This window comes from Streptomyces sp. NPDC059248 (assembly GCF_042753905.1).
GTDB lineage: Bacteria > Actinomycetota > Actinomycetes > Streptomycetales > Streptomycetaceae > Streptomyces.
This window is the reverse complement of sequence record NZ_JBHYZV010000090.1, coordinates 1-26,643: the sequence shown is the minus strand read 5'-3', so window position 1 is coordinate 26,643 and position 26,643 is coordinate 1. Positions and strand designations below refer to the sequence as shown.

At 72.5% G+C, this 26,643-nt stretch carries 22 protein-coding genes; 18 read left to right on the top strand and 4 right to left on the bottom strand.

The window, feature by feature from the left end:
• Positions 1 to 199 precede the first annotated feature (199 nt).
• A complete protein-coding gene (locus ACFXG1_RS28570; RefSeq protein ID WP_384709601.1) occupies positions 200 to 982 on the top strand; it encodes a class I SAM-dependent methyltransferase in 783 nt (260 codons plus the stop codon).
• 256 nt (positions 983 to 1,238) lie between these two features.
• Positions 1,239 to 1,655: a DUF3040 domain-containing protein gene (locus ACFXG1_RS28565; RefSeq protein ID WP_384709595.1), complete on the top strand. Its 417-nt coding sequence runs from the start codon at positions 1,239 to 1,241 to the stop codon at positions 1,653 to 1,655.
• Between the two features lie 327 nt (positions 1,656 to 1,982).
• On the opposite strand, the gene ACFXG1_RS28560 is transcribed toward ACFXG1_RS28565, so the two are convergent.
• The 4 genes from ACFXG1_RS28560 to ACFXG1_RS28545 form a co-directional block, all read right to left on the bottom strand.
• Entirely contained in the window at positions 1,983 to 4,403 is a 2,421-nt protein-coding gene (locus tag ACFXG1_RS28560; RefSeq protein ID WP_384745141.1) for a DUF3488 and DUF4129 domain-containing transglutaminase family protein, read from the bottom strand.
• The gene (locus ACFXG1_RS28555; protein WP_384709589.1) at positions 4,403 to 5,845 is read right to left on the bottom strand and encodes a DUF58 domain-containing protein; all 1,443 of its coding nucleotides are present in this window, start codon (positions 5,843 to 5,845) and stop codon (positions 4,403 to 4,405) included. The genes ACFXG1_RS28560 and ACFXG1_RS28555 overlap by 1 nt, the downstream gene beginning before the upstream one ends.
• Positions 5,845 to 6,888: an AAA family ATPase gene (locus ACFXG1_RS28550; RefSeq protein ID WP_384709586.1), complete on the bottom strand. Its 1,044-nt coding sequence runs from the start codon at positions 6,886 to 6,888 to the stop codon at positions 5,845 to 5,847. The genes ACFXG1_RS28555 and ACFXG1_RS28550 overlap by 1 nt, the downstream gene beginning before the upstream one ends.
• 378 nt (positions 6,889 to 7,266) lie before the next feature.
• Positions 7,267 to 7,809 carry a beta-class carbonic anhydrase gene (locus tag ACFXG1_RS28545; protein WP_384709583.1) on the bottom strand — a complete coding sequence of 181 codons (543 nt, stop codon included), beginning with the start codon at positions 7,807 to 7,809 and terminating at the stop codon, positions 7,267 to 7,269.
• 422 nt (positions 7,810 to 8,231) lie between these two features.
• On the opposite strand from ACFXG1_RS28545, the gene rsmH reads away from it, so the two are divergent.
• From rsmH to ACFXG1_RS28465, 16 genes are all read left to right on the top strand, one after another.
• The gene (gene rsmH, locus ACFXG1_RS28540; protein ID WP_384709580.1) at positions 8,232 to 9,227 is read left to right on the top strand and encodes a 16S rRNA (cytosine(1402)-N(4))-methyltransferase RsmH; all 996 of its coding nucleotides are present in this window, start codon (positions 8,232 to 8,234) and stop codon (positions 9,225 to 9,227) included.
• Positions 9,228 to 9,387: 160 nt separating this feature from the next.
• Positions 9,388 to 10,002, top strand: coding sequence for a cell division protein FtsL (locus tag ACFXG1_RS28535; RefSeq protein WP_384709576.1), 615 nt, complete (start codon positions 9,388 to 9,390; stop codon positions 10,000 to 10,002).
• 241 nt (positions 10,003 to 10,243) lie between these two features.
• On the top strand, positions 10,244 to 12,019 hold the full coding sequence (locus ACFXG1_RS28530) for a peptidoglycan D,D-transpeptidase FtsI family protein (RefSeq protein ID WP_384709598.1): 1,776 nt from the start codon (positions 10,244 to 10,246) through the stop codon (positions 12,017 to 12,019).
• A 65-nt stretch (positions 12,020 to 12,084) separates the two neighbouring features.
• Positions 12,085 to 13,767: a UDP-N-acetylmuramoyl-L-alanyl-D-glutamate--2,6-diaminopimelate ligase gene (locus tag ACFXG1_RS28525; protein WP_384745143.1), complete on the top strand. Its 1,683-nt coding sequence runs from the start codon at positions 12,085 to 12,087 to the stop codon at positions 13,765 to 13,767.
• Positions 13,768 to 13,771: 4 nt separating this feature from the next.
• Positions 13,772 to 15,202 carry a UDP-N-acetylmuramoyl-tripeptide--D-alanyl-D-alanine ligase gene (gene murF / locus ACFXG1_RS28520; RefSeq protein WP_384745137.1) on the top strand — a complete coding sequence of 477 codons (1,431 nt, stop codon included), beginning with the start codon at positions 13,772 to 13,774 and terminating at the stop codon, positions 15,200 to 15,202.
• A complete protein-coding gene (mraY, locus tag ACFXG1_RS28515) occupies positions 15,199 to 16,269 on the top strand; it encodes a phospho-N-acetylmuramoyl-pentapeptide-transferase (protein WP_384720884.1) in 1,071 nt (356 codons plus the stop codon). Before murF ends, mraY begins: the two co-directional genes overlap by 4 nt.
• The gene (gene murD / locus ACFXG1_RS28510; protein ID WP_384745135.1) at positions 16,266 to 17,711 is read left to right on the top strand and encodes a UDP-N-acetylmuramoyl-L-alanine--D-glutamate ligase; all 1,446 of its coding nucleotides are present in this window, start codon (positions 16,266 to 16,268) and stop codon (positions 17,709 to 17,711) included. The genes mraY and murD overlap by 4 nt, the downstream gene beginning before the upstream one ends.
• 86 nt (positions 17,712 to 17,797) lie before the next feature.
• On the top strand, positions 17,798 to 19,231 hold the full coding sequence (gene ftsW, locus ACFXG1_RS28505; RefSeq protein WP_384745133.1) for a putative lipid II flippase FtsW: 1,434 nt from the start codon (positions 17,798 to 17,800) through the stop codon (positions 19,229 to 19,231).
• A 6-nt stretch (positions 19,232 to 19,237) separates the two neighbouring features.
• Entirely contained in the window at positions 19,238 to 20,332 is a 1,095-nt protein-coding gene (gene murG, locus ACFXG1_RS28500; RefSeq protein WP_384718954.1) for an undecaprenyldiphospho-muramoylpentapeptide beta-N-acetylglucosaminyltransferase, read from the top strand.
• Between the two features lie 43 nt (positions 20,333 to 20,375).
• Entirely contained in the window at positions 20,376 to 21,164 is a 789-nt protein-coding gene (locus ACFXG1_RS28495; protein WP_384718956.1) for a cell division protein FtsQ/DivIB, read from the top strand.
• 277 nt (positions 21,165 to 21,441) lie between these two features.
• Complete coding sequence (gene ftsZ, locus ACFXG1_RS28490) at positions 21,442 to 22,641, top strand: cell division protein FtsZ (RefSeq protein WP_384718958.1); 1,200 nt, start codon at positions 21,442 to 21,444, stop codon at positions 22,639 to 22,641.
• Entirely contained in the window at positions 22,638 to 23,402 is a 765-nt protein-coding gene (pgeF, locus tag ACFXG1_RS28485; RefSeq protein ID WP_384745130.1) for a peptidoglycan editing factor PgeF, read from the top strand. The genes ftsZ and pgeF overlap by 4 nt, the downstream gene beginning before the upstream one ends.
• Complete coding sequence (locus ACFXG1_RS28480) at positions 23,399 to 24,121, top strand: YggS family pyridoxal phosphate-dependent enzyme (RefSeq protein ID WP_384720925.1); 723 nt, start codon at positions 23,399 to 23,401, stop codon at positions 24,119 to 24,121. The genes pgeF and ACFXG1_RS28480 overlap by 4 nt, the downstream gene beginning before the upstream one ends.
• A 140-nt stretch (positions 24,122 to 24,261) precedes the next feature.
• Positions 24,262 to 24,882 carry a cell division protein SepF gene (locus ACFXG1_RS28475; protein ID WP_384720928.1) on the top strand — a complete coding sequence of 207 codons (621 nt, stop codon included), beginning with the start codon at positions 24,262 to 24,264 and terminating at the stop codon, positions 24,880 to 24,882.
• A 69-nt stretch (positions 24,883 to 24,951) separates the two neighbouring features.
• A complete protein-coding gene (locus ACFXG1_RS28470) occupies positions 24,952 to 25,242 on the top strand; it encodes a YggT family protein (RefSeq protein WP_358823764.1) in 291 nt (96 codons plus the stop codon).
• Positions 25,243 to 25,305: 63 nt separating this feature from the next.
• The gene (locus ACFXG1_RS28465) at positions 25,306 to 26,568 is read left to right on the top strand and encodes a DivIVA domain-containing protein (protein ID WP_384720932.1); all 1,263 of its coding nucleotides are present in this window, start codon (positions 25,306 to 25,308) and stop codon (positions 26,566 to 26,568) included.
• Positions 26,569 to 26,643: the final 75 nt, after the last annotated feature.

Here is a 26,643-nt window from a genome sequence, read left to right as displayed (position 1 = left end):
CCCGGTGTCTCCCCGACGCCCCCCCGCGGGGCGACCCCGGCGCCTGGTCGGGGTGCGGCTGGTCCGAGGCCATAAGGTGGGGTTCGTCGTCCGCCGGACGAACACCGGCGCGGCCGCCGTCAGCCGTCCGCGCACCGTCCGCAGCTCGCCCGGCCGCACCCCAGCGACCGGGCCGGAACCGCCCGAGGAGTCAACTGCCGTGCCGGACCAGGCCCTCCGTGGGGAGAACCCGCCGCGACCGCCCCGCGCCTCCCTCCGCACCTCCGTCGTGTGGGAGGTGCTGAAGGACGCCATCGACCGCCGGGCCGAGGCCACCGGATCGTCCGTGCTCGACGTGCTCGACACCGGCGGCGGCAGCGGTGCCTTCGCCGTGCCCCTCGCCCAGCTGGGCCACCGGGTCACCGTGGTCGACCCGAGCCCGAACGCCCTGTTCGCCCTGGAGCGCCGGGCCGCCGAGGCCGGGGTCGCCGAGCGGGTCGGGGGCGTCCAGGGCGATGTCCACGGCCTCTTCGACGTCGTCGAGCGCGGCGCCTACGACGTGGTGCTCTGCCACGGGGTCCTGGAGTACGTGGACGATCCGGTCGAGGGAGTACGGAACGCGGTCGACGCGCTGCGCTCCGGAGGCGCGCTCAGCCTGCTCGCCGCCGGACTCGGCGGAGCCGTGCTGGCCCGTGCCCTCGCCGGGCACTTCGCCGAGGCCCACCGGGCCCTGACCGACCCCGCGGGGCGCTGGGGCGAGGGCGACCCGGTGCCCCGCCGGTTCACCGCCGAGCAGCTCGCCGGGCTCGCCGAGAGCGCCGGTGCCGAGCCCGGCGCCGTCCATGGCGTGCGGGTCTTCGCGGACCTCGTTCCGGGCGTTCTGGTGGACACCCAGCCCGGCGCTCTGGACGCCCTGCTCGCCCTGGAGGCCGCCGCGGCCGAGCTGCCCGCCTTCCACTCCGTCGCCACCCAGCTGCATGTACTGGCGCGGAAGCCGGGCTGATCAGCGACGCAACCGCAGACGGAGTACGCCGCGGACCCCCCGAACGAGTCGTTCGCACCGTATGATCGAGGGACATCATCCGGCATGACGGATCGGAGGTCGGGGAATCAACGCCTCAGCAGCCGAGCCGCCGTGGCGGCCCGAACCAGCAAAGTGCCGTACTGACGTAGAGGGCGGGTTTCTCGGGGGCGATTCCCTGCCTATCCTGAAAGGGCCGCATACGGTCGCCCCCGCGGCCGACGACTAGGAGGACTCCGTGCCGCTCTCGGAGCACGAGCAGCGAATGCTCGAGCAGATGGAGCGAGCGCTGTACGCCGAAGATCCCAAATTCGCGACAGCGCTTGAGGGAAGCGGGCTGCGTACGTACACCCGGCGACGGGTCTACCAGGCGATTGCCGGCTTCCTGGTGGGTATCGCGCTCCTCATGGCCGGAATGGTCGCACAGCAGATGATCTGGATCAGCGTGGTGGGTTTCCTCGTCATGCTGGGCTGTGCGGCTCTGGCGGTGACCGGCTGGCGCAAGGCGCCCAAGCCGGGTGAGAAGCCACCCCTGGGTAACGCGGCGGACGGCACAGGTGCCCGTCGTCACACCCGTCAGACCCGTCAGCGCAAGTCGATGATGAACCGTATCGAGGAGCGGTGGCAGCGCCGCCGCGACGAGCAGGGCCACTGAGTACATCCGTTCCGCCCGAACGGTGAACACGGTCCGAACAGCACCGTCTCCGTGCGGTCGGCCGTGCCCTCGGTACCGGCCCCCTGATCCGGTGCGGAGTTTTCCCGAGACCCCGTCCCCCGCGGTGACGGGGTCTTCGCCTGCCGCGACCCGCCCCGGCCCCCGGCCCCGGACTCTTACGGCCACCCGGCTGTCACACCCCGTACGCACCCGAGCACCCGCACCCCGCATCCCGGCCCCGGCGCACTCCGGGGCCCGCGCGGCAGCCGGAAGGGCCGCTCCCGCGTCTGCGGGAACGGCCCTTCGAACGTGCGCGGGACGGAGCCGTCAGCCGCGCTGGCGGGAGGGCCTCCGGAGGCCGGGAAGCCGTCCCGACCAGGAGCGGAACCGATCGCCCAGCCGCCCGGTGAGCGCGTTCCACCACGCCGACAGCGCCCAGACCACCCGGACGGAGGAGCGCGGAAGCAACCGGGCCCGGATCCGCTCCGTACGGCTCGAACCCGCCGCCAGACCGGCACGGATCCGTGCCACATCGTCCACCAGACCGACCGCCGGGAGCGGTGACGGAGCGTAGAGCACCTGCTCCACCGCGCCCGCGACCCGGTGCACCGCCGCCGCGGCGTCCCCTTCGAGACGGCCCAGCAGCACGATCCGTACCGCCGATCTGCGGGCCGTGAGGGACTCGTCCGGCACGATCCCGTGGTCCCACGCCGTATCGGCCACCTCCCGCCAGGCCAGCAGCGTCCTGGAAGCCGCGTCCTCGTCCGTACGGCCCCGGGAGGACAACCGCCCGGCCCTGGTCCTGACCCGCCACACCATCGGCAGCAGGGGCAGCGCCGCCACCACCACGGCGGCCGTCACCATCAGCAACAGGCGCCACGGCGGTCCGCCGGAACCGGTGGCGGCGACCTCCTCGGCCGCCGCGCTGCTGCCGCACTCCCCCCTCAGCCGCTGATCGGCCGGGCAGGAGTCGTCGGCCGACACCGTCGGAGCGGGCGCCCGCGAGGCCGTCTCCGCCGGCTGGGCCGGCGACGCCGGGTCGTCGTCGGAGGGTGCCTGGGACCGGGTGTAGTCCGGAGCGCTGCCGATGCTCGGCGTCGGCTCGAACCGGGTCCAGCCCACCCCCTCGAAGTACAGCTCGGGCCAGGCGTGGGCATTGCGGTTGCTCACCGACATCACCCCGCCGCCGCGCGGGGTACCCGGGGTGAAGCCGACCGCGACCCGGGCCGGGATGCCCAGGGTGCGGGCCATGGCCGCCATCGAGGCGGCGAAATGGACGCAGAACCCTTCCTTGTCCCGCAGGAAGCGGGCGATGGCCCCCGGACCGCTGCCCGAGTTCACATCCGTGTCGTAGGTGAAACCGCCGGTGGTGGTGAACCAGTCCTGGATACGGACCGCGGCCTCGTAGTCGTTCTTGGCACCCGCGGTGATCTGACGGGCCGTGGTCTCCACGACCGACGGCAGCGTCGACGGCAGCCGGGTGTACTCCGAGATGATCGCGGAGGACGGGCGCGGCGCCGTCGCCAGCTGCTCCGCCGTGGGCTCGACCGCCAGGCTGCGCACCGTGTACTCGATGCCCCGGGTGGTCTGCTCGCCGTCCCCGACCAGGGACCGGCCCTTCGGCTCGAACCGCCACCGGCCCTCGACCTCGACCCCCGCCACCGGATACGGCATCGGCAGCCACTTGTCCTCGAAGGTCACCGACGCGGTGATGCGGGTCTCGACCTGCGCGGCCCGAACCGACGAACTCAGCCCCTCCGGCCGCGGCAGCTCGTCGGGGATGGACTCGACCTCGCGCTCCGAGGTCAGCCACCGCGATCCGTCGAACCGGTCCAGGGCGAGCATCCGCAGATACAGCCCGCCGGTGTCCGCCGCGTCGGTCTGGTAGCGCAGCCACTCCCGCTCGCCCGGTTGGTTGAGACTGTTCTGGAGGGACACCATCGGATTGACCGCGTTGATGGTGCCGCCGCCCGAGCCGTCGTCGCCCCCGGTACGGCCGTCGAGCAGCCCGCCGTCGAACGCCGGGAGCGCCGCGGGCACGACCAGGGCGACCCCCAGGGCCAGCGCGCCGATCCTGCGACCGGTACGGACCGGGGCCCGTGGGGCGCCGTCCCGGCCGAAAGCACCCGCCCCGCGCGGCGGCGCCGACGGCACCCCGGCGAACACCCGGCCCCACCGGGAGAGCCGGTCACGGCTCTCCGCCAGCAGAAGCAGCAGATATCCGGCGGCGGCGAGCACGAACCACAGGGCGCTGGCGGCGCCCCCGGAGAGTCCGGCGGCCACCGAGTACAACGCGAGCAGCGGCAGCCCGGCGGGCGCGGCGCTGCGGAACGTGACCGCGATCGTGTCCACCATCAGACCGATCACCAGCACTCCGCCGACGAGCATCAGCTGGATGCCGTCGGAGGCGGGCGCCGGTATCGCGTACCGCTCGATGTCCTGGCCCCCGGAGCCGAGCAGATCACCGAACCGGGTCACGACCCGCGGCCCCGGCAGCACTCCCAGCAGCGCCTGCTCGCGGGCGAATGCGAACGTCAGCAGCACCAGCGCGGTCAGCGCCTGGACGCCGATCGTCAGCGCCGACGGCAGTGGCGCCCGCCGCGCCAGCACACCCACTCCGCTCTGGACCGCCAGCAGGAACGCCGCCTGCGCCAGCCAGCCCGGCGAGTCCAGCAGCGGCAGCATCGCGCTCGCCGCCATCAGCGTCGCGGCGTACGCGCACAGCGCCAGCCGTCCGCGACCACTCATCACCGACCCCCAGACGTCATGGCCGACCCGGCCCCGAAACGACCCGGGGTGTCGCCCGGCCCGGTCTGCTCCCGGCCGGCCCGCTGCCACAGCCCGGCCAGCGGGGCGCCCGGCGGAACCGCCAGCGCCGTCCAGCCGGCCTCCCGCAGCACCCTCAGCCGCTCCTCCGGCGCGCCGCCCCCGGGATCGCCCGCCATCCAGGCCTCACTGTCGAGGACGAAGGCGACGGCGGTCGCGCTGCGCCGCCGCATCCGCGCCATCAGCGCCGCCTGCTCCTCGTCGAGATCGCCGACGAAGGCGACCAGCAGCCCTTCGCTCGCGCCGACGCCCGTACCGGCGCCGTCGCGCAGCGCCTCGTACGCCGCCTCGTAGCCCTCCGCGTCGGAGTGGTCCACGACCGCGAGCAGATCCATCATCACTCCGACGGAGTCGGCCGACTCCCCGGCCGCCGCCGAGAACCCGGACGCCACGGCGTCGGCCGAGACCGCCCCGCCCTCGTCCGTGATCAGCCGGACCGCGAACCCCTGGGCCGACAGATGCGTGAGCACCGACGCCGCGCCGGAGACCGCCCACTCGAAGGCCGAGTCGGGACCGGCCCCCTGATAGCCGACGGCCCGGGTGTCGAGCAGGACCGTACAGCGGGCCCGCCGGGGCTGTTCCTCACGGCGGACCATCAGCTCGCCGAAGCGCGCCGTGGAGCGCCAGTGGACCCGGCGCAGATCGTCCCCGTGCCGGTAGGCCCGGGGGATGAGGTCGTCGTCACCGGCGAGCGCGAGGGAGCGCAGCCGCCCGTCCCCGTGGCCGGAGCCGTCGCCCACCAGCCGCACGGCCGGCAGTTCCTCCGTGCGCGGGACGACCGTCAGCAGATCGAAGGCGCTGAAGGAGCGGGTCAGCTCGCACAGGCCGAACGGGTCGGTCAGCCTCAGCTGGAGCGGGCCGAGCGGATAGCGTCCGCGCAGATCGGAGCGGACACGGTACGACACCTCGCGCCGTCCGCCCGCCTCCATCCGGTCCAGGACGAACCGGGGCCGGGGCCCCAGGACGTACGGCACATGGTCCTGGAGCATCAGCAGCCCGGTCGGCATCCGCGACACGTTGTCCATCCGCAGATGGACCCGGGCCTCCTCCCCGGCCACCACCCGGGACGGCGAGAGCCGGCGGCTGCCCGCGACCCGGTACCGGGTGCGGTAGAGCACGGCGGCGGCGATCAGCGGCAGCACCGCGAGCAGCAGTCCGACCCGCAGCAGATCCTCCTGCCCCAGGACATAGGCGCAGACGCCCGCGGCCACCCCGGCGGCGACGAAGGACCTGCCGCGGGTGGTGAGCCCGCCCAGGGCGATCCGTACCGCCCCTTTGCCCCGGTCGTCCGGCGTCGGGCCGGGGCCCTGCCCGTCGTCGCCCGGCCCGCGGCCGTCCCCCGCGACGGGGGCCCCGTCGGACATCACAACCGCCGGTCGCCGGGCCGCTGGCCGTAGATCGGCGCGGACCGCGCGGCCGAGCCGTAGACGGCCCGGGCGCCGTCGGCCGTCGGGACCGGGGTCCGCTGGAGGATCTCCAGCACCACCTGCTCGGCCGTCCTGCGGTTGAGCTGGGCCTGCGCCGTCGGCAGCAGCCGGTGCGCCAGCACCTGCACCACCAGCGCCTGGACGTCGTCCGGCAGCGCGTAGTCCCGGCCGTTCAGCGCGGCCTCGGCCTTGGCGGCGCGCAGCAGATGCAGCGTCGCCCGCGGGGACGCGCCCAGCCGCAGATCCGGATGGCTCCGGGTGGCGGAGACCAGTTCGACCGCGTACCGCTGGACGGATTCGGCGACATGGACCTGACGCACGGCCTCGATCAGCTTGACCACGTCATGGGCGTGGGCCACCGGCTGGAGGTCCTCCAGCGGGGACACCCCGCCGTGGCTCCCCAGCATCCGCAGCTCGGCGTCGGCGCTCGGATAGCCGATGGACACCCGTGCCATGAAGCGGTCGCGCTGCGCCTCCGGCAGGGGATAGGTGCCCTCCATCTCCACGGGGTTCTGTGTGGCGACCACCATGAAGGGGCTGGGCAGTTCGTAGGTCACCCCGTCGATGGTGACCTGGCGCTCCTCCATCGACTCCAGCAGCGCGGACTGCGTCTTCGGCGAGGCCCGGTTGATCTCGTCGCCGATCACGAACTGGGCGAAGATCGCGCCCGGTTTGAACTCGAAGTCGCGCTGCTGCTGGTCGAATATGGAGACACCCGTGATGTCGGACGGCAGCAGATCCGGCGTGAACTGGATCCGCCGCACCGAGCAGTCGAGCGACCGCGCCAGCGCCTTCGACAGCATGGTCTTCCCCACCCCCGGCACGTCCTCGATGAGCAGATGCCCCTCGGCCAGCAGCACGGTGAGGGAGAGCCGTACGACCTCGGGCTTCCCCTCGATCACGCTCTCCACCGATCTGCGGATACGGTCCACGGTCGTGGTCAGATCCGTGAGACCTGCTCGATCGTCATAGGTCGTCACCCGGCCCTCCTCGGCCCGTTCTCGGACCGGGGACACAACGGCCCGGCCCACCCCGAAACAGACACCGATCCCCGGCCTGTCCGCGGGGGGTGTCACAGCAGCATTCTTGTTGCCCTCGGCGCGTCGTGTCACTCGCCTGTGGACAACCGCATCGGATTTGCCGGGTTGGCCGGTTTTTCCCGTCGTGTTCGACGCGCCGTACGCACACCCCTCACACGTTCTCCACCGCGAAATGGTTCCGCGCGCCCCGTCGCACGGGGGGACGGGCCGGCCGGGGAGGGGTGGACGAGCCCGCAGGGGTGGACGAGCCCGCGGGGGCGGACGGGCCGGAGGGGCGCGCGGGAGGTATCCCGGGCGCCCCTCCGGTGAACCGCGCCGCTACAGCGCGGCTTCGATCTCCCGCAGCAGTCCGCTCCTCACATCGAAGACGAACCCGCGCACATCGTCCTTGTGCAGCAGGAAGGGCGAGGTCCGCACCCGCTGCATCGACTGCCGGACGTCCTGGTCGACATCGCGGAACGCCTCCACCGCCCACGGCGGACGCTGCCCCACCTCGTCCTCCAGCTCGTGCCGGAAGTCCTCGGTCAGCGACTCGAGACCGCACCCCGTGTGGTGGATGAGGATGACGCTCCGGGTGCCCAGAGCGCGCTGGCTGATGGTCAGGGAGCGGATGACGTCGTCGGTGACGACCCCGCCCGCGTTGCGGATGGTGTGGCAGTCGCCCAGTTCGAGACCGAGCGCGGCGTGCAGGTCGAGCCGGGCGTCCATACAGGCGACGACCGCCACTCCCAGTACGGGACGGGCGTCCATCCCGGGGTCCTGGAAGTCGGCGGCGTAGCGCTCGTTCGCCCGGACGAGACGGTCGGTGACCGTGGTACCGGTATCGGCCGGGCCGGGGGCGGGGTGCGCGGAAGTCGTCATATCGACGACGGTAACGGGCTGCCGGGCCCTCGGCGCGTCGTGGGAAGGGACAAAGAACATCAACGGAGCTTGTTGTGAGGTAACCCACAGCGGGGGCGCCCGGCCGCCCGTGCGGGTGAACCGGGAGCGCGCCCGGCGGCGCCCCGCGCCCGGCGCCACGCCGTCCACCGGTTGATTGACCGCGATGGGCCGTGGACTAGAGTGACGCGCAGTCCGCCGACCCGCCCCGCCGCCCGTTTCCGGACGGGCCGCGAACCGGCGGCGGACCCGCAGTCCCCCGACGTACGTACACCTGTTGTCCCGGCGTCTCCCCTTCCATCCGCATCCAGAACCGTTTCCCCGCGTGTGCGGTCTGCGCACGGCTCGGCCTTCCTTCCCGCTCGCCGGTCGCGCCGGCCCCGCGCCGGACCTGAGAGGGCCCCTTGAGCCATACCCGACACGTCCCGGTGATGCTCCAGCGGTGCCTGGACCTGTTGGCCCCCGCCCTCGAAGCGCCGGACCCGCCCGGACCCGCCGTCCCCGGATCCGCCCTGCCCGGACCCGTCGTCGTCGACTGCACCCTCGGTCTCGGCGGACACAGCGAGGCGCTGCTGACCCGCTTCCCGGACGTCCGGCTGATCGCCCTCGACCGCGACCCGGAGGCCCTGCGGCTCTCCGCCGAGCGGCTCGCCCCCTTCGGCGACCGGGCGACCCTGGTCCACGCCGTCTACGACGAACTGCCCGAGGTCCTCGACCGGCTCGGCGTCCCCCGGGTCCAGGGAGTCCTCTTCGACCTCGGCGTGTCGTCCATGCAGCTCGACGAGGCCGACCGCGGCTTCGCCTACGCCCAGGACGCCCCGCTCGACATGCGGATGGACCAGACGACCGGGATCTCCGCCGCCGAGGTGCTCAACACCTACGCGCCGGGCGAGCTGGTCCGCATCCTGCGGATGTACGGCGAGGAGAAGCAGGCCAAGCGCATCGTCTCCGCCGTCGTCCGGGAGCGGGAGCGGGAGCCCTTCACCACCAGCGCCCGGCTGGTCCAGCTGATCCGCGACGCACTGCCCCAGGCCGCCAAGCGCACCGGAGGCAATCCGGCCAAGCGGACCTTCCAGGCGCTGCGGATCGAGGTCAACGGCGAGCTGAGCGTGCTGGAGCGGGCGATCCCGGCCGCGGTGGCGGCCCTCGCCGTCGGCGGCCGGATCGCGGTGCTGTCGTACCAGTCCCTGGAAGACCGCCTGGTCAAGCAGGTGCTGGCGGCGGGCGCCGCCACCACGGCACCGGCCGGTCTGCCCGTGGTGCCCGAGGAGTACCAGCCGCGGCTTCGGCTGCTGACCCGGGGCGCCGAGCTGCCGACCGAGGACGAGGTGGCCGAGAACCGCCGTGCGGCACCCGCGCGTCTGAGGGGAGCGGAACGCATCCGTGAGGACGCGCGGTGAGTCATACCCTGTACGGCCCCGTGCCGGACGGCCGCCGTCCGGGCCCGGGCGGCGGTACGTACCGGGGATCCCGCTTAGCCGAACACGCCGTACCGGCGATCCCCGCGGGCGGCCGACGGCCGTCCGGTGACACACGGAGCACGGCAGGCGGGAGGACTCGGTGAGCACAGCCGGTAAACAGCTCAGGGGACGCGCGGCGAGACTCGCCCGGCTCATGCCCGCAGGTCCCAGCACCGCGGCGCGTACCCCCTTCGTCCTGCTCGTCGTGGTCCTCCTCGGCGGCGGACTGATCACCCTGCTGCTGCTGAACTCGTCCCTCAACGAGGGCTCGTTCGAACTGAGCGAACTCAAACGCAAGACCACCGAACTCACCGACGAGCAGCAGGCCCTCCAGCGGGACGTGGACGACCGCTCGGCCCCCGACGCGCTGGAACGGCGGGCCCGGGAGCTCGGTATGGTCCCCGGCGGCGGCCCGGCCTTCGTCGAACCCGACGGAACGGTGAAGGGCGTGCCCGAGCGGGCCTCGGCCCCGCCGCCCGACCCGGCCTCGTCGCAGTCCGCCGAAGGACCCGCGCCGGCCGGCCCGCCCGAACCGCCCGCCGCGCTCTCAGGACCCGGCGTCCCCGCCCCGTCCGCCGTACCCACCCGGCCGGCCGACCCGGGAACCGGCACCGGCACCGGGCAGACCCCCGACCCGAGCACCCGGCCCGGCACCCCCGAGCGGCCGCAGCCCGGCACCTCCGTGCAGCCGACCCCGACGCCCCCCGGCAGGTGACGCAGTGCCCTCCCACCAGGAACCCCGCCCGCGCCACGGCGCGCGCGACCGGGACGCCGCGCCCTCCCGGAACCGGGTCCCCGGCCCGTCCCCGAGGCCCGCGCGCTCCCAGCAGGCCCGCCCCGCGCCCCGGCGGACCGGCGGCCCCCGGGGACCGCGCGGCCCGCAGGCCCACCGCCCCCTGCGGCTCGGCAGCCCCCGCCCCCGGCTCCGGCTCGTCGGCTTCGGACTGACCCTCGTCATGCTGGCCTTCGTGGTCCGCCTCCTCCAGGTCCAGGCCGTGGACGCCGACGCGTACGCGGCCAAGGCCGAGAAGAGCCGCTACCTCAGCGTCAAGCTCGCCGCCGAGCGCGGCGAGATCACCGACCGGGCCGGGATCGCCCTGGCCACCAGCGTCGACGCGTACGACATCACCGCCGACCCGAAGCTGTTCACCCGCGAGGAGAGCAAGACGGGCGACGCGCCCGAGCAGGCCGCCGCGCTGCTCGCCCCGATCCTCAAGGTCCCCGTACCCGACCTGGTGAAGAAGCTCAGGACACCCAAGTCCCGCTATACGGTCCTGGCCCGGCGCCAGACCCCCCAGGTGTGGAACCAGATCAAGGACCTGAAGGGCGTCTTCGCCGAGAAGGCGCGCGAGGACAAGACGAAGGGCGGATCCGGCGTCAGCGTGCTGGCGGGCGTCTTCCAGGAGCCCAGCAGCCGCCGGGTCTACCCGAACGGCGAACTCGCCGCCGGGATACTGGGCTATGTCAACGCCGAGGGCCGCGGCGGCGGCGGGATCGAGTCCATGCTCGACCGGCAGCTCGCGGGGGAGGACGGCGAGATCACCTACGCCCAGTCCGGCGGCCGCCGGGTGCCCACCGCGGGCGGTACCCGCGAGACCCCCGCGGTCCCCGGCTCCGACATCGAGCTGACCATCGACCGGGACATCCAGTGGGCGGCCCAGAAGGCGATTAGCGACCAGGTCGAGAAGTCCGCGGCGGACCGCGGCTATGTGATCGTGCAGGACACCCGTACCGGCGAGATCCTCGCCATGGCCAACGCCCCCGGCTTCGACCCCAACGACCTCACCAAGGCCGACGCCGCCGGACTCGGCAACGCCGCCGTACAGGACGCCTTCGAACCCGGCTCGACCGCGAAGGTCGTCTCCATGGCCGCCGTCCTGGAAGAGGGTGCCGCGACCCCCGACACCCATGTCGTGGTGCCCAACCGGCTGCACCGCGGCGACCGGCTCTTCAAGGACGACATCGACCACCCGACCTGGTATCTGACGCTCAACGGCGTCCTCGCCAAATCCAGCAACATCGGCACCATCCTCGCCACCGGGCAGCTCGGGAAGACTCAGGCCGAGGCCAACCGGGTGCTCCACGACTATCTGCGGAAGTTCGGCGTCGGCCGGCCCACCGGCCTCGGCTATCCGGGCGAGACGCCCGGCATCCTCGCAGCGCCCGGCGACTGGTCCACCTCCCAGCAGTACACGATCCCCTTCGGCCAGGGACTCTCCGTCAACGCCCTCCAGGCCGCATCCGTCTACTCGACGGTCGCCAACGGAGGCGTACGGATCGACCCCACCCTCGTCCGCGGCACCAAGGGCCCCGACGGGCGCTTCACCGCCGCCCCCGCGCCCGGGAAGACCCGGGTCGTGAGCGAGAAGACGGCCACGACCCTGGCGCGGATGCTGGAGTCCGTCGTCGGCGACGAAGAGGGCACCGGCACCAAGGCCCGGATCCCCGGCTACCGCGTCGCGGGCAAGACCGGCACCGCCAACCGGGTCGACCCGGAGCTCGGCCGCTACCGCGGCTACACCTCCTCCTTCGCCGGATTCGCCCCCTCCGACAAACCCCGCGTCACCGTCTACTGCGCGATCCAGAACCCCACCAGGGGCAGCTACTTCGGAGGCCAGATCTGCGGCCCCGTCTACCAGAAGGTCATGACCTTCGCCCTGAAGACCCTCCAGGTCCCGCCGACCGGTGACGAGCCCGCCGGGCTGCCCGTCACTTTCCGGCCGGGCGACTGACCCGACCGACCCCGGCGCCACCGGCCGCCGGAATCCCGAGCCCCGAGGAAAACCCCGTGCCACCAGTGACGACGATCACCCCAGACCCCGGGAACCACGGCCCCGGACCGACCTCTTTTGGCCCCGCGCGCACCATGCCCGGTACGCTCACCGCCGTGCCCCACCCTGATCAGTACGGAACCACCCCCCTGTCCGCAGCCGCCCCGCCGCAGCCGGGAGCGCCCCGTCCGGACCGGCCCCGCCCGACGCCCCTCGCGGAGCTGGCGGCCCTGCTGGGGGTGAGCGCCCCGGCGACCCAGGACCCCGTCCCGGTCACCGGCATCACCCACGACTCCCGCGCGGTACGCCCCGGGGATCTGTACGCGGCCCTGCCCGGCGCCCGCGTCCACGGCGCCGACTTCGCCGACCAGGCCGCCCGGCTCGGCGCCGTCGCCGTCCTCACCGACCCGGCGGGCGCCGAGCGCGCCGCGGCGGCGGGCCTGCCCGCCCTGGTCGTGGACGGCCCCCGCGCCCGGATGGGCGCCCTGGCCGCCGAGATCTACGGACACCCGGGTGAGGGACTCCTCCAGATCGGGGTCACCGGCACCTCCGGCAAGACCACCTCCGTCTATCTCGTCGAGGGCGGGCTGCGGGCCGCGGGCCGCCCCGCCGGTCTGATCGGCACGGTCGAGACCCGGATCGGCGGCGAGAGCGTCAAGTCCGAGCGGACCACGCCCGAGGCCACCGACCTCCAGGCGCTCTTCGCGGTGATGCGCGAACGCGGCGTCGAAGCGGTCGCCATGGAGGTCTCCAGCCACGCCCTCGTGCTGGGCCGGGTCGACGGCTGCGTCTTCGACGTCGCCGTCTTCAACAACCTCAGCCCGGAGCACATGGAGTTCCACACCGACATGGAGGACTACTACCGGGCGAAGGCGGCGCTCTTCACGCCCGCCCGCAGCCGCCTGGGCGTGGTCAACCTCGACGACGAGTGGGGCCGCAGGCTGGCCGCCGAGGCGGCCGTCCCGGTCACCACCTTCTCCGCCGAGGGCGACCCGGACGCCGACTGGCGCGCCGAGGACGTCGAACTGGGCTCCGTGGGCTCCTCCTTCACGATCGTCGCCCCGGACGGCCTGCGGATCGCCGCCGCGTCACCGCTGCCCGGCGCCTTCAACGTCGCCAACAGCCTCGCCGCCGTGGTCGCCCTCGCCACCGCCGGGATCGACCCGCGGATCGCCGCCGACGGCGTCGCCGCCGTCCCCGGCGTCCCGGGCCGGCTGGAGCGTGTGGACGCGGGCCAGCCGTATCTGGCCGTCGTGGACTACGCCCACAAGACCGACGCCGTCGAATCGGTCCTCCGGTCCCTGCGGAAGGTCACCGAGGGCCGGCTGCACATCGTGCTCGGCTGCGGCGGGGACCGCGACACCACCAAACGCGAACCCATGGGCGCCGCCGCCGCGCGGCTCGCCGACACCGCCGTCCTGACCTCGGACAACCCCCGCTCCGAGGACCCGCTGGCGATCCTCGCCACCATGCTCACCGGAGCCGCTTCCGTGCCCGCCCATGAACGCGGCCACGTCCTCGTCGAGGAGGACCGCGCCGCGGCCATCGCCGCCGCCGTCGCCCGCGCCGAGCCCGGCGACACCGTCCTCGTGGCCGGAAAGGGCCATGAGCAGGGCCAGGACATCGCCGGGGTCGTCCGTCCCTTCGACGACCGCAGCGTCCTCGCCGACGCCATCCGCGCCACCACGCCCGAGAACTCCCGGGGATGACCCTGTGATCACCCTCTCCCTCGCCGAGATCGCCGCAGTCGTCGGCGGGCAGCCGTACGACATACCGGATCCGGACCTGCCCGTCACCGGGCCCGTCGTCACCGACTCCCGGGCCGTCGTCCCCGGCGCCCTCTTCGCCGCCTTCGCGGGCGCCGTCGCGGACGGCCACGACTACGCCGAGCGGGCCGTCGCCGACGGCGCCGCCGCCGTCCTGGCCACCCGCCCCGTCGGGGTGCCCGCGATCGTCGTCCCCGACGTCACCGCGGCGCTGGGCGCCCTCGCCCGCCATGTCGTGGAACGCCTCGGCGCCACCACCGTCGCCCTCACCGGCTCCGTCGGCAAGACCGGCACCAAGGACCTGATCGCGCAGCTGCTGACCCGCAAGGGGCCCACGGTCTACCCGGAGGGCAACCTCAACAACGAGATCGGCCTGCCGCTGACCGCGTTGCGGGCCGACACCGCCACCGAGCACCTGGTCCTGGAGATGGGCGCCCGCTATGTCGGCGACATCCGCTATCTGACCGAACTGGTGCCGCCCCGGATCTCCGTCGTCCTCAACGTCGGGACCGCCCATATCGGCGAGTTCGGCGGCCGGGAGCGGATCGCCGAGGCCAAGGGGGAGATCGTCGAGGCGCTGCCCGCGGACGGTGTGGCCGTCCTCAACGCCGACGACCCCCTCGTCCGGGACATGGCGGCCAGGACCCGAGCCCGTGTCGTGTACTTCGGAGAGGCGCCGACCGCCGCCGTCCGTGCCGAGAATGTCCGGCTCACCCGGCAAGGTCGCCCCGCCTTCATGCTTCACACCCCCACCGGGTGCGGCGAAGTGACCATGCGGCTGTACGGTGAGCACCACGTGTCGAACGCGCTCGCCGCGGCCGCCGTCGCCCATGAGCTGGGCATGCCCGTCGACGAGATCGCCAGCGCGCTCTCCGAGGCCGGCACCCTCTCCCGCTGGCGTATGGAGGTCACCGAGCGTCCGGACGGTGTGACGATCGTCAACGACGCCTACAACGCGAACCCCGAGTCCATGCGGGCCGCCCTGCGCGCACTGGCCGCCATGGGCCAGGACGCGCGGAGCCGGGGGGGACGGACGTGGGCGGTGCTCGGTCTCATGGCGGAGCTCGGCGACGATGCACTCGCCGAGCACGACGCGGTCGGACGGCTCGCCGTCCGGCTCAACGTCAGCAAGCTCGTCGCAGTCGGGGGCAGGGAAGCGTCCTGGCTGCAACTGGGCGCATATAACGAGGGTTCGTGGGGTGAGGAGTCGGTGCACGTGTCCGACGCACAGGCGGCGGCCGACCTGTTGCGCAGTGAATTGCGCCCAGGAGACGTCGTGCTGGTGAAGGCGTCCAGATCGGCCGGTCTGGAACGGCTCGCGCAGACGCTGATCGATGACGCGGCAGTGCCCGCGGGCGGGCGGGGTGCCGGCCGATGAGGCAGATCCTCTTCGCGGGGGCCATCGGGCTCTTCCTGTCGCTCATCGGTACGCCGCTGCTGATCAAGCTGCTGGCCCGCAAGGGGTACGGGCAGTTCATCCGGGACGACGGACCGCGCAGCCACGGCAGCAAGAAGGGGACGCCCACCATGGGCGGTATCTCCTTCATCCTGGCCACCCTGATCGCGTACGCCCTCGCCAAGGTCTTCACCGGCGGCGAGGTCACCTACTCCGGGCTGCTGGTCCTGTTCCTGATGGCCGGAATGGGTGTGGTCGGGTTCCTCGACGACTACATCAAGATCGTCAAGCAGCGGTCGCTCGGTCTGCGGGCCAAGGCGAAGATGGCCGGGCAGCTGATCGTCGGCATCACCTTCGCGGTGCTGGCGCTCCAGTTCAAGGACGCCCGGGGCAACGCCCCGGCTTCGGAGAAGCTCTCCTTCATCACGGATTTCGGCTGGGCCATCGGTCCGGTGCTCTTCGTGGTCTGGGCGCTCTTCATGATCCTGGCCATGTCCAACGGCGTGAATCTGACGGACGGTCTGGACGGTCTGGCCACCGGCGCGTCGGTGATGGTCTTCGGCGCCTACACCTTCATCGGTCTGTGGCAGTTCCAGGAGTCCTGCGCCAACGCCTCGTCACTGACCAATCCCGAGGCGTGTTTCGAGGTACGCGACCCGCTCGACCTCGCCGTGGTGGCGGCGGCCCTGATGGGCTCCTGCTTCGGCTTCCTGTGGTGGAACACCTCGCCCGCCAAGATCTTCATGGGCGACACCGGATCCCTCGCCCTCGGCGGCGCGCTCGCCGGTCTGGCGATCTGCTCCCGTACCGAGCTGCTGCTGGCCATCCTGGGCGGACTCTTCGTCCTGATCACCATGTCCGTGGTCATCCAGGTCGGCTCCTTCAAGCTCACCGGGAAACGCGTCTTCCGCATGGCCCCCCTGCAACACCACTTCGAACTCAAGGGGTGGTCCGAAGTCCTTGTGGTGGTCCGGTTCTGGATCATCCAGGGCATGTGCGTGATCGTCGGCCTCGGTCTCTTCTACGCGGGCTGGGCGGCGGACAAGTGAGTACGCGTGAGGAGCTCGCGGGCAAGCGGGTCACCGTCGCCGGGCTCGGGGTCTCCGGAGTCCCCGCCGCGAAGGTCCTCCACGGGCTCGGCGCGCTCGTCACGGTCGTCAACGACGGCGCCGACGAGCGGGCCGCGGCCCAGGCCAAGGAGCTGGAGGCCGGGGGGATCACGGTCCGGCTCGGCGACGGGGACACCCTCCCCGACGGCACCGAGCTGATCGTCACCGCCCCCGGCTGGCGCCCCGACAAGCCCCTCTTCGCTGCCGCCGCGGCGGCCGGTGTGGAGATCTGGGGAGATGTCGAACTGGCCTGGCGGCTGCGGGAGACCCCGTCGGGCCGGGCCCCGGCGCCCTGGCTCGCCGTCACCGGGACCAACGGCAAGACCACCACGGTCCGGATGCTCGCGGCGATCCTGGAGGCGGCCGGACTGCGCACGGCGGCCGTCGGCAACATCGGCGTATCGCTGCTGGACGCCGTCCTCGCCGACGAGCCGTACGACGTCCTCGCCGTCGAGCTGTCCAGCTATCAGCTCCACTGGGCGCCGTCGCTGCGGGCCCACTCGGCCGCGGTCCTCAATCTGGCCCCCGACCATCTCGACTGGCACGGCTCGATGGCGGCGTACGCCGCCGACAAGGGCCGGATCTACGAGGGCAACGAGGTCGCCTGCGTCTACAACGCCGCCGACCCGGCCACCGAGGACCTGGTCCGCGAGGCCGATGTGGTCGAGGGCTGCCGGGCCGTCGGCTTCACGCTCGGCACCCCGGGACCCTCCCAGCTCGGCGTCGTCGACGGCATCCTGGTCGACCGGGCCTTCGTGGAGAACCGGCGGGAGCACGCCCAGGAGCTGGCCGAGATCACCGATGTGGAGCCCCCGGCGCCGCACAACATCGCCAACGCCCTCGCGGCGGCGGCGCTGGCCCGCGCCTACGGCGTCCCGGCGAGCGCCGTACGCGACGGACTGCGGGCCTTCCGGCCCGACCCGCACCGGATCGAGAAGGTGGCCGACGTCGACGGGGTCGCGTACATCGACGACTCCAAGGCGACCAACACCCACGCGGCCGAGGCGTCCCTCGCGGCCTACGACACCATCGTGTGGATCGCGGGCGGCCTCGCCAAGGGCGCCACCTTCGACGACCTGGTGCGGGGGGCCGCCGGGCGGCTGCGCGGCGCGGTGCTGATCGGCGCCGACCGGGCCCTGATCGCCGAAGCCCTCGCGCGACACGCCCCCGATGTGCCGGTCGTGGACCTCGACCGGACGGACACTGGGGCGATGGAGGCCGCGGTCCGTGAGGCGGAGCGGCTCGCCCGGCCGGGCGACACCGTCCTGCTGGCCCCGGCCTGTGCCTCGATGGACATGTTCGTGAACTACAACAAGCGGGGCGAGTCCTTCGCGGAAGCGGTCCGCGGTCTCGCCGCGCCGGACCCGGCCCAGCGCGCCTGACCGGCCCGATCCGCGCGTGTACCGTGCGCCCCGGCCCAACGGGGCGCACGGCGGCGCACCGGGCCCGACTGGAGGGGACAGCGCCGATGCGCCTGCTGGACATGTTGCGGCCGCGGTACGCGCCCGTACCGGCCCTGGCCCGGGTCGGGGAGGGCGGCGCGGGCCGCGCGCCGCGCGGTCGTACCCGCGGTGCCGGGAGTGCCGGCCGGCCCGCGGGCCCGGTCCCGCGCGTCCCCCGCGCGGGCGGCCCCTCCGGGTCCGGGGGATCGCCGGCCCCGTCGGGCGGCCGGGGGGCGCGACGGCTGTACGAACGGGCCCGCCGGGCCTGGGACCGGCCCCTGACCGCGTACTACGTGATCCTCGGCAGCAGTCTGCTGATCACCGTGCTCGGTCTGGTGATGGTCTACTCCGCGTCGATGATCAAGGCGCTGGAACTCTCCCTCCCCGGCTCCTACTTCTTCCGCAAGCAGTTCCTGGCGGCCCTGATCGGCACCGGGCTGCTGCTGCTGGCCTCCCGTACGCCCCTGCGGCTGCACCGGGCCCTGGCCTATCCGCTGCTGATGGGCACCGTCTGTCTGATGGTGCTGGTCCAGATCCCCGGGATAGGGGTCTCGGTCGGCGGCAACCAGAACTGGCTCTCCCTCGGCGGCTCGTTCCAGCTCCAGCCGAGTGAGTTCGGCAAGCTGGCGCTCATCCTCTGGGGCGCCGATCTGCTCGCCCGCAAACACGACCGGCGGCTGCTGGCCCAGTGGAAGCACATGCTGGTACCGCTGGTACCGGTGACCTTCCTGCTGCTGGGGCTGATCATGCTGGGCGGCGACATGGGCACGGCGATCATCCTCGCCGCGATCCTCTTCGGCCTGCTCTGGCTGGCGGGCGCCCCCACCCGGCTCTTCGCCGGGGTCCTCGGCGTCTCCGCCCTGGTGGGACTGATGCTGATCCGGACGAACGAGAACCGGATGTCCCGGCTGGAGTGCATCGGCGCCATCGATCTGGGCCCCCAGGGGCAGTGCTGGCAGGCCGTCCACGGGATCTACGCCCTGGCCTCCGGCGGATGGTTCGGTTCCGGCCTCGGAGCCAGTGTGGAAAAATGGGGACAACTGCCGGAGCCCCATACCGATTTCATCTTCGCCATCGCCGGTGAGGAGCTGGGTCTCGCGGGGACGCTGTCGGTACTCGCCCTGTTCGCGGCTCTAGGCTATGCGGGTATCCGCGTGGCCGGACGCACGGAGGACCCCTTCGTGAGGTACGCCGCGGGAGGGGTGACCACCTGGATCACGGTGCAGGCCGTGGTCAACATCGGTGCGGTGCTCGGGCTGCTGCCCATCGCCGGGGTTCCGCTCCCGCTGTTCTCCTACGGAGGGTCGGCCCTGCTGCCGACCATGTTCGCGATCGGGCTGCTGATCGCCTTCGCCCGGGCCGAGCCCGCGGCGAAGTCGGCCCTGGCGGTGCGTAAGCCAGGCGTGAGATGGAAGACGATGAGACGGCGCGTCACCAGGCGTCCGTCCGGAGAGCGGTGAATTTCGGTGCATGTCGTACTCGCCGGTGGGGGGACCGCCGGCCACATCGAGCCCGCGCTCGCCCTCGCGGACGCCCTGCGCAGGCAGGACCCGACCGTGGGCATCACGGCACTGGGCACGGAACGCGGCCTGGAGACCAGGCTCGTCCCGGAACGCGGCTACGAGCTGGCCCTCATCCCCGCCGTACCGCTGCCCCGCAAACCGACCCCGGAGCTGATCACCGTCCCGGGGCGGCTGCGCGGCACCATCAAGGCCGCCGAGCAGGTCCTGGAGCGCACCAAGGCCGACTGCGTGGTCGGTTTCGGTGGTTATGTCGCCCTGCCCGCCTATCTCGCGGCCAAGCGGCGCGGCGTGCCCATCGTCGTCCACGAGGCCAATGCCAGGCCCGGCCTCGCCAACAAGATCGGTTCCCGGTACGCGGCCGGAGTCGGCGTCTCCACCCCGGACAGCAAACTCCGGGGCGCGCGCTATATCGGCATCCCGCTCCGGCACTCCATCGCGACCCTCGACCGCGCCCGCGTGCGCCCCGAGGCGCGCGCCGCCTTCCAGCTGGACCCCCAGCTGCCCACCCTGCTGGTCTCGGGCGGCTCGCAGGGCGCGCGACGGCTCAACGAGGTCGTCCAGCAGGCCGCCCCGCTGCTTCAGCGCTCCGGTATCCAGATCCTGCACGCGGTCGGGCCCAAGAACGAACTGCCGCGCGCCGAGAACATGCCCGGAATGCCGCCCTACATCCCGGTACCGTACGTGGACCGGATGGACCTCGCGTACGCCGCGGCCGACATGATGCTCTGCCGCGCGGGCGCGATGACCGTCGCCGAACTCTCCGCCGTCGGGCTCCCGGCCGCCTATGTCCCGCTGCCCATCGGCAACGGCGAACAGCGGCTCAACGCCCAGCCGGTGGTCAAGGCGGGCGGCGGACTGCTGGTGGACGACGCCGAACTGACGCCCCAGTGGGTCCAGGACCACGTCCTCCCGGTACTGGCCGATCCGCACCGGCTGTACGAGATGTCCCGTGCAGCCGCCGAGTTCGGCCGCAGGGACGCCGACGACCTCCTCGTCGGCATGGTGTACGAGGCGATCGCGGCCCGCCGTCAGGGGTGAGCCGCCGCCGGGGCTGGGAGCCAGCCGGAAGGAGACGGGGAGCGTGGCCGGACCGACCACCGCGGACCGCGGGGTGCGCACACCGCCTACGGGACCGCCGGAGCGCCCGCGCGGCCGGCGGGCCCGGATCCCCGGCGGCCCCAGGACCCTGCTGATCGCCCTCGCGCTGCTCACCCTGGCCGGGGGAGTGCTGTGGGCGCTCTACGGCTCCTCCTGGTTCCGGGTCCGTACCGTCGAGGCCACCGGTACCCGGGTCCTGACCTCCGAACAGGTCGTCGAGGCGGCCCGGGTGCCGACCGGCGGACCGCTGGTATCCGTCGACACCGACGCGGTCGAGTCCCGGCTGGAGTCCCGGCTGCCCCGGATCGACTCGGTCCAGGTCTCCCGCTCCTGGCCCGGCGGGATCGTCCTCGACGTCATCGAACGACGACCCGTCCTCGTCCTGGAGCAGGGCGCGCGCTTCGTCGAAGTGGACGAGGACGGCGTACGGTTCGCCACCGTCGACCGGGCACCCCGAGCCGTACCCCGGCTACGCCTGGACGCGTCCGGATCGCCCAGTCTGCGGCGGTTCGGTGCCGACCGGCTCGTCGCCGAGGCCGTCCGGGTCCGGCGCGAACTGCCCCCGAAGGTATCGGCCGAACTCCGTGCGCTGGTGGTCCGTTCATATGACGACATCACCGCCGAACTCGCCGGGGGGCGGCGAGTCGTCTGGGGCAGCCCCGAAAAGGGTGAACAGAAAGCCCGGGCGCTGACGGCCCTGATGAAGGCGGCGCCGAAGGCCCGCGGCTACGACGTCAGCGCGCCCACCGCCCCCGCCGTGTCGGGGAGTTGACGCACATATGCGCAGGCCCCGCCCCCTGGGTGGTGCGCGCAACGGCTGATCACATAGGGTGAAAAGAAAAACGGGACGTTCGGCGTGTTCATTGAACGCGCGCCACGTGTCGACTTAGTGTCCTGTTCGGAAGAGTCCAAGGAACGGACACACTGGTAACCCTAAACTTCAAGGTTAGGGTTCGGGTCGGCGCTCCGGACCGTCCCATCGGCATCCGTCGCCGGGGTGCGCGACCGCACCACGGCAACACATATTTTCGAGGCGAGAGGCCTTCGACGTGGCAGCACCGCAGAACTACCTCGCAGTCATCAAGGTCATCGGTGTCGGCGGCGGTGGTGTCAATGCCATCAACCGAATGATCGAGGTCGGCCTCAAGGGCGTCGAGTTCATCGCGATCAACACCGACGCACAGGCGCTGTTGATGAGCGACGCCGACGTCAAGCTCGACGTCGGCCGTGAACTGACCCGCGGGCTCGGCGCCGGCGCCAACCCGGCCGTCGGCCGCAAGGCCGCCGAGGACCACCGGGAGGAGATCGAGGAGGTCCTCAAGGGGGCCGACATGGTCTTCGTCACCGCGGGCGAGGGCGGCGGTACCGGCACCGGCGGCGCCCCCGTCGTCGCCAATATCGCCCGCTCCCTGGGCGCCCTGACGATCGGTGTGGTGACCCGTCCCTTCACCTTCGAGGGCCGGCGCCGGGCCAACCAGGCCGAGGACGGCATCGCCGAACTCCGCGAAGAGGTCGACACCCTCATCGTCATCCCCAACGACCGGCTGCTGTCCATCTCGGACCGCCAGGTCAGCGTGCTCGACGCGTTCAAGTCCGCCGACCAGGTGCTGCTCTCCGGCGTCCAGGGGATCACCGATCTGATCACCACCCCCGGCCTGATCAACCTCGACTTCGCCGACGTCAAGTCCGTGATGTCCGAGGCCGGATCGGCCCTCATGGGCATCGGCTCGGCCCGCGGCGACGACCGCGCGGTGGCCGCCGCCGAGATGGCGATCTCGTCGCCGCTGCTGGAGGCGTCCATCGACGGCGCCCGCGGGGTGCTGCTCTCCATCTCCGGCGGTTCCGACCTCGGTCTCTTCGAGATCAACGAGGCGGCCCAGCTGGTGAGCGAGGCCGCCCACCCCGAGGCGAACATCATCTTCGGCGCGGTCATCGACGACGCGCTCGGCGACGAGGTCCGGGTCACCGTGATCGCGGCCGGCTTCGACGGCGGCCAGCCGCCCGCCCGGCGCGACACCGTCCTCGGCTCCTCCGCCGCCAAGCGCGACGAGCCCGCCCCGGCCGCGGCCCGTCCGGCCGAGACGCCCTCCCGCTCCGGTGGCCTCGGCACCGTCCCGGTCCGCGACGAGCCCCCGGCCCCCGAGCCGGTGAGGGCCGAGTCCCCCGCCCCGGCGCCGCAGGTGCCGTCGACCCGCTCCTACAGCGACACCTCCGCCGAAGAGCTGGACGTGCCGGACTTCCTGAAGTGACCGTGGGGCACGACGCGATACACGAGAACGGCGCGCGCTTCGCCTTCACCGACCGGTGGGGCGGGGTGAGCGCCGTTCCGTACGAGGAGCTGAACCTCGGCGGCGCGGTCGGCGACGACCCGGCGGCCGTGACGGCCAACCGGGCGATCGCCGCGAAGTCGCTGGGACTCGACCCGGCCCGGGTCGTCTGGATGAACCAGGTCCACGGCCGGGACGTCGCCGTGGTCGACGGGCCCTGGGGCGAGGGCCCGGTGCCCTCGGTGGACGCGGTGGTCACCGCCCGCCCGGGGCTCGCGCTCGCCGTGCTGACCGCCGACTGCGTCCCGGTCCTGCTCGCCGACCCGGTCGCCGGGGTCGCCGGGGCCGCCCACGCGGGCCGGCCCGGGATGGTGGCCGGGGTCGTCCCCGCCGCGGTCGAGGCGATGGTCGCCCTCGGCGCCCGGCCGGAGCGGATCACCGCCAGGACCGGACCGGCCGTGTGCGGCCGGTGTTACGAGGTGCCGGAGACGATGCGTACCGAGGTGGCCGCGGTCGAACCCGCCGCCCGGGCCACCACGAGCTGGGGCACCCCGGCCGTGGACGTCGCCGCCGCGGTCCACGCCCAGCTCGCCCGGCTCGGGGTGGTGGACCGTCAGGACACGGGCGTCTGCACCCTGGAGTCCGCGGACCACTTTTCGTACCGCCGGGACCGCACCACCGGGCGGCTCGCCGGATATGTCTGGATCGAGCGGCCGGACGGGCCCGGGAGGGAGACGACATGACGGAGCGCCGGACCGAACTGGCCGCGAATCTGGCGGCGGTGGAGGAACGTATCGCCGCCGCCTGCGCCGCCGCGGGGCGGAAGCGGGAAGAGGTGACGCTGATCGTCGTCACCAAGACGTATCCCGCGTCCGATGTACGGATCCTTCATGAACTCGGTGTACGCCATGTGGCGGAGAACCGCGACCAGGACGCCGCGCCCAAGGCCGAGGCCTGTGCCGATCTCGATCTCAGCTGGCACTTTGTCGGTCAGTTGCAGACCAATAAGGTTCGTTCGGTGGTGCGTTATGCCGATCTGGTGCAGTCCGTCGACCGAGTAAGACTTGTCACAGCGCTCTCCGGCGCCGCGGAGGCGGCCGGACGGGAGATCGGCTGTCTGATCCAGGTCGCCCTCGACGCCGGGGAGGGGGCCGCCCGCGGTGAGCGGGGCGGTGTCGCGCCCGGGGGGATCGAGGAGTTGGCCGCCGCGGTGGAGGCCGCGCCGGGACTGCGGCTCGGTGGTCTGATGACGGTCGCGCCGCTGGCCGGGCCTTTCGCGGGACGGCCGGGAGCGGCCTTCGAGCAGTTGAGGGAATTCTCATCGCGCCTGCGCGCGGGGCATCCTGCTGCGAACATGGTCTCCGCGGGGATGAGCGCGGACCTCGAGGAGGCCGTGGCGGCCGGTGCGACACATGTGCGCGTCGGCACTGCGGTACTCGGAGTCCGTCCCCGGCTCGGGTAACGTCGCGAAGCAAGTCGGACCACAGCAGAAAATATGGTCATTTCCGCCAAAAAGCGGGTGTGACACGTGGATCGCGGACACTTGGTGACACTGCGACATCGGCAACAAGGCGATCCACCACAGAGCGGAGGACTCAGAGCATGGCCGGCGCGATGCGCAAGATGGCGGTCTACCTCGGCCTCGTGGAGGACGATGGGTACGACGGCCGGGGCTTCGACCCCGACGACGACTTCGAACCCGAGCCGGAGCCCGAGCGGGACCACCGGCGGCACCAGCCCCCGCACCAGCTGGAACGGGAGGAGCCGGTGCGGGTGGCGCAACCCCCCGCGCCGCGCGAGCCGGTGGCGCACATCGCGGCCGCCATGCCCGTCGACAGCGGGCGCCCGGCCCGTATCGCCCCCGTGGCATCCATCACACCAGAACGTCCGAGCCTGGAGAAGAACGCACCGGTGATCATGCCCAAGGTCGTGTCCGAGCGGGAGCCGTACCGCATCACCACGTTGCACCCGCGGACCTACAACGAGGCCCGTACCATCGGGGAACACTTCCGTGAGGGCACTCCGGTGATCATGAATCTGACGGAGATGGACGACACCGACGCGAAGCGACTTGTCGACTTTGCCGCCGGACTCGTCTTCGGTCTCCACGGGAGTATTGAACGGGTGACCCAGAAGGTCTTCCTTCTGTCGCCTGCTAACGTCGATGTCACGGCGGAGGACAAGGCCCGTATCGCAGAGGGCGGATTCTTCAACCAGAGCTGAGAAGAGTGTCATCGGGACTCCCGGCCACGAGGCCGGACCGAGAGAGCACAGGGGAGAGGGAAGCACGGCATGGGTGTTGCGCTACAGGTGGTCTACATCGCGTTGGTGTGCTTCCTGGTCGTGCTGTTCTTCCGATTGGTCATGGACTACGTCTTCCAGTTCGCCCGTTCATGGCAACCCGGGAAGGTGATGGTGGTCGTCCTTGAGGCCACCTACACTGTCACCGATCCACCGCTCAAGCTTCTTCGGCGGTTCATCCCGCCGTTGCGTTTCGGGGGCGTGGCACTCGATCTGTCCTTCTTCGTTCTGATGATCATCGTCTACATCCTGATCTCCGTCGTGGGACGGTTCGCGGGATGAACGGGGTAACTGTGGACGATACGGTCTTGCCGACTGCCGACGACTACTAGAGGTGAAGAAGAGATGCCGCTGACCCCCGAGGACGTGCGGAACAAGCAGTTCACGACCGTCCGGCTCCGAGAAGGCTATGACGAGGACGAGGTCGATGCCTTTCTCGACGAGGTCGAATCCGAACTGACCCGCCTGCTCCGCGAGAACGAGGACCTGCGAGCCAAGCTGGCCGCGGCGACCCGAGCGGCGGCGCAGAACCAGCAGCAGGGCATGCGGAAGGGACCCGGTCCCGAGCAGCAGGACCAGCGGCCCCAGGGACCCGTGCCCGCCGCCATATCCGGACCCCCGGTCCAGCAGCAGCAGCCGCAGCAGATGGGTCCCCCCCAGCTGCCGGGCGGCGCACCGCAGCTGCCGGCCGGTCCCAGCCACGGCGGCCCCGGCCAGATGCAGGGCGGCCCTGGGCAGATGCAGGGCGGCCCCGGTCACGGTGGCCACGGTGGTCCCGGTCAGATGCAGGGCGGCCCGGGTCACGGTGGTCCCGGTCAGATGCAGGGCGTGCCGGGCCAGATGCAGGGCGGCCCCGGTCAGATGCAGGGCGGCCCCATGGGCGGTCCGCAGATGGGCGGCATGCAGGGCGGACCCATGCAGGGCGGCCCGATGGGTGGCCCCGGTCAGATGCAGGGCGGCCCCATGGGCGGCCACCCGCAGCAGATGCCCGGTCAGGGCGGTCCCGGTGGCGACAGCGCCGCCCGGGTGCTCTCCCTGGCGCAGCAGACCGCCGACCAGGCGATCGCGGAGGCCCGTGCCGAGGCCAACAAGATCGTGGGCGAGGCGCGTTCGCGTGCCGAGGGTCTGGAGCGGGACGCCCGTGCCAAGGCCGACGCGCTGGAGCGGGACGCCCAGGAGAAGCACCGTGTCGCGATGGGGTCGCTGGAGTCGGCCCGCGCCACGCTGGAGCGCAAGGTCGAGGACCTGCGCGGCTTCGAGCGGGAGTACCGTACCCGGCTGAAGTCGTACCTGGAGAGCCAGCTGCGTCAGCTGGAGACCCAGGCCGACGACTCCCTGGCCCCGCCGCGTACCCCGGCCGCCGCCTCGCTGCCGCCGGCGCCCTCGATGGCCTCCGCCGGAGCGCCTTCGATGGGGCACTCCATGGGCGGTGGCCCCTCGATGGGCGGCTCGCCGATGGGCGGTGGCGGTCCCTCGTACGGTGGTCAGCAGCAGATGGCGCCCGCGATGACCCAGCCGATGGCTCCGGTCCGCCCGCAGGCTCCGCAGCCGATGCAGCAGGCGCCGTCGCCGATGCGCGGCTTCCTGATCGACGAGGACGACAACTGACGGGCAGGGACGCGCTGAGCGCGTAACCGTCGGCAGTCTGTACGGAAGGGCCGGGCCCGGACATCAGTCCGGGCC

Bases quoted from the DNA above. Each gene is read 5' to 3' on its own strand.
- ACFXG1_RS28560 (WP_384745141.1), bottom strand. From the start codon at position 4,403: ATGAGTGGTCGCGGACGGCTGGCGCTGTGCGCGTACGCCGCGACGCTG.
- ACFXG1_RS28555 (WP_384709589.1), bottom strand. From the start codon at position 5,845: ATGTCCGACGGGGCCCCCGTCGCGGGGGACGGCCGCGGGCCGGGCGAC.
- ACFXG1_RS28545 (WP_384709583.1), bottom strand. From the start codon at position 7,809: ATGACGACTTCCGCGCACCCCGCCCCCGGCCCGGCCGATACCGGTACC.
- ACFXG1_RS28530 (WP_384709598.1), top strand. From the start codon at position 10,244: ATGCTGGCCTTCGTGGTCCGCCTCCTCCAGGTCCAGGCCGTGGACGCC.
- mraY (WP_384720884.1), top strand. From the start codon at position 15,199: ATGAGGCAGATCCTCTTCGCGGGGGCCATCGGGCTCTTCCTGTCGCTC.
- ftsW (WP_384745133.1), top strand. From the start codon at position 17,798: ATGCGCCTGCTGGACATGTTGCGGCCGCGGTACGCGCCCGTACCGGCC.
- ACFXG1_RS28480 (WP_384720925.1), top strand. From the start codon at position 23,399: ATGACGGAGCGCCGGACCGAACTGGCCGCGAATCTGGCGGCGGTGGAG.
- ACFXG1_RS28475 (WP_384720928.1), top strand. From the start codon at position 24,262: ATGGCCGGCGCGATGCGCAAGATGGCGGTCTACCTCGGCCTCGTGGAG.
- ACFXG1_RS28470 (WP_358823764.1), top strand. From the start codon at position 24,952: ATGGGTGTTGCGCTACAGGTGGTCTACATCGCGTTGGTGTGCTTCCTG.
- ACFXG1_RS28465 (WP_384720932.1), top strand. From the start codon at position 25,306: ATGCCGCTGACCCCCGAGGACGTGCGGAACAAGCAGTTCACGACCGTC.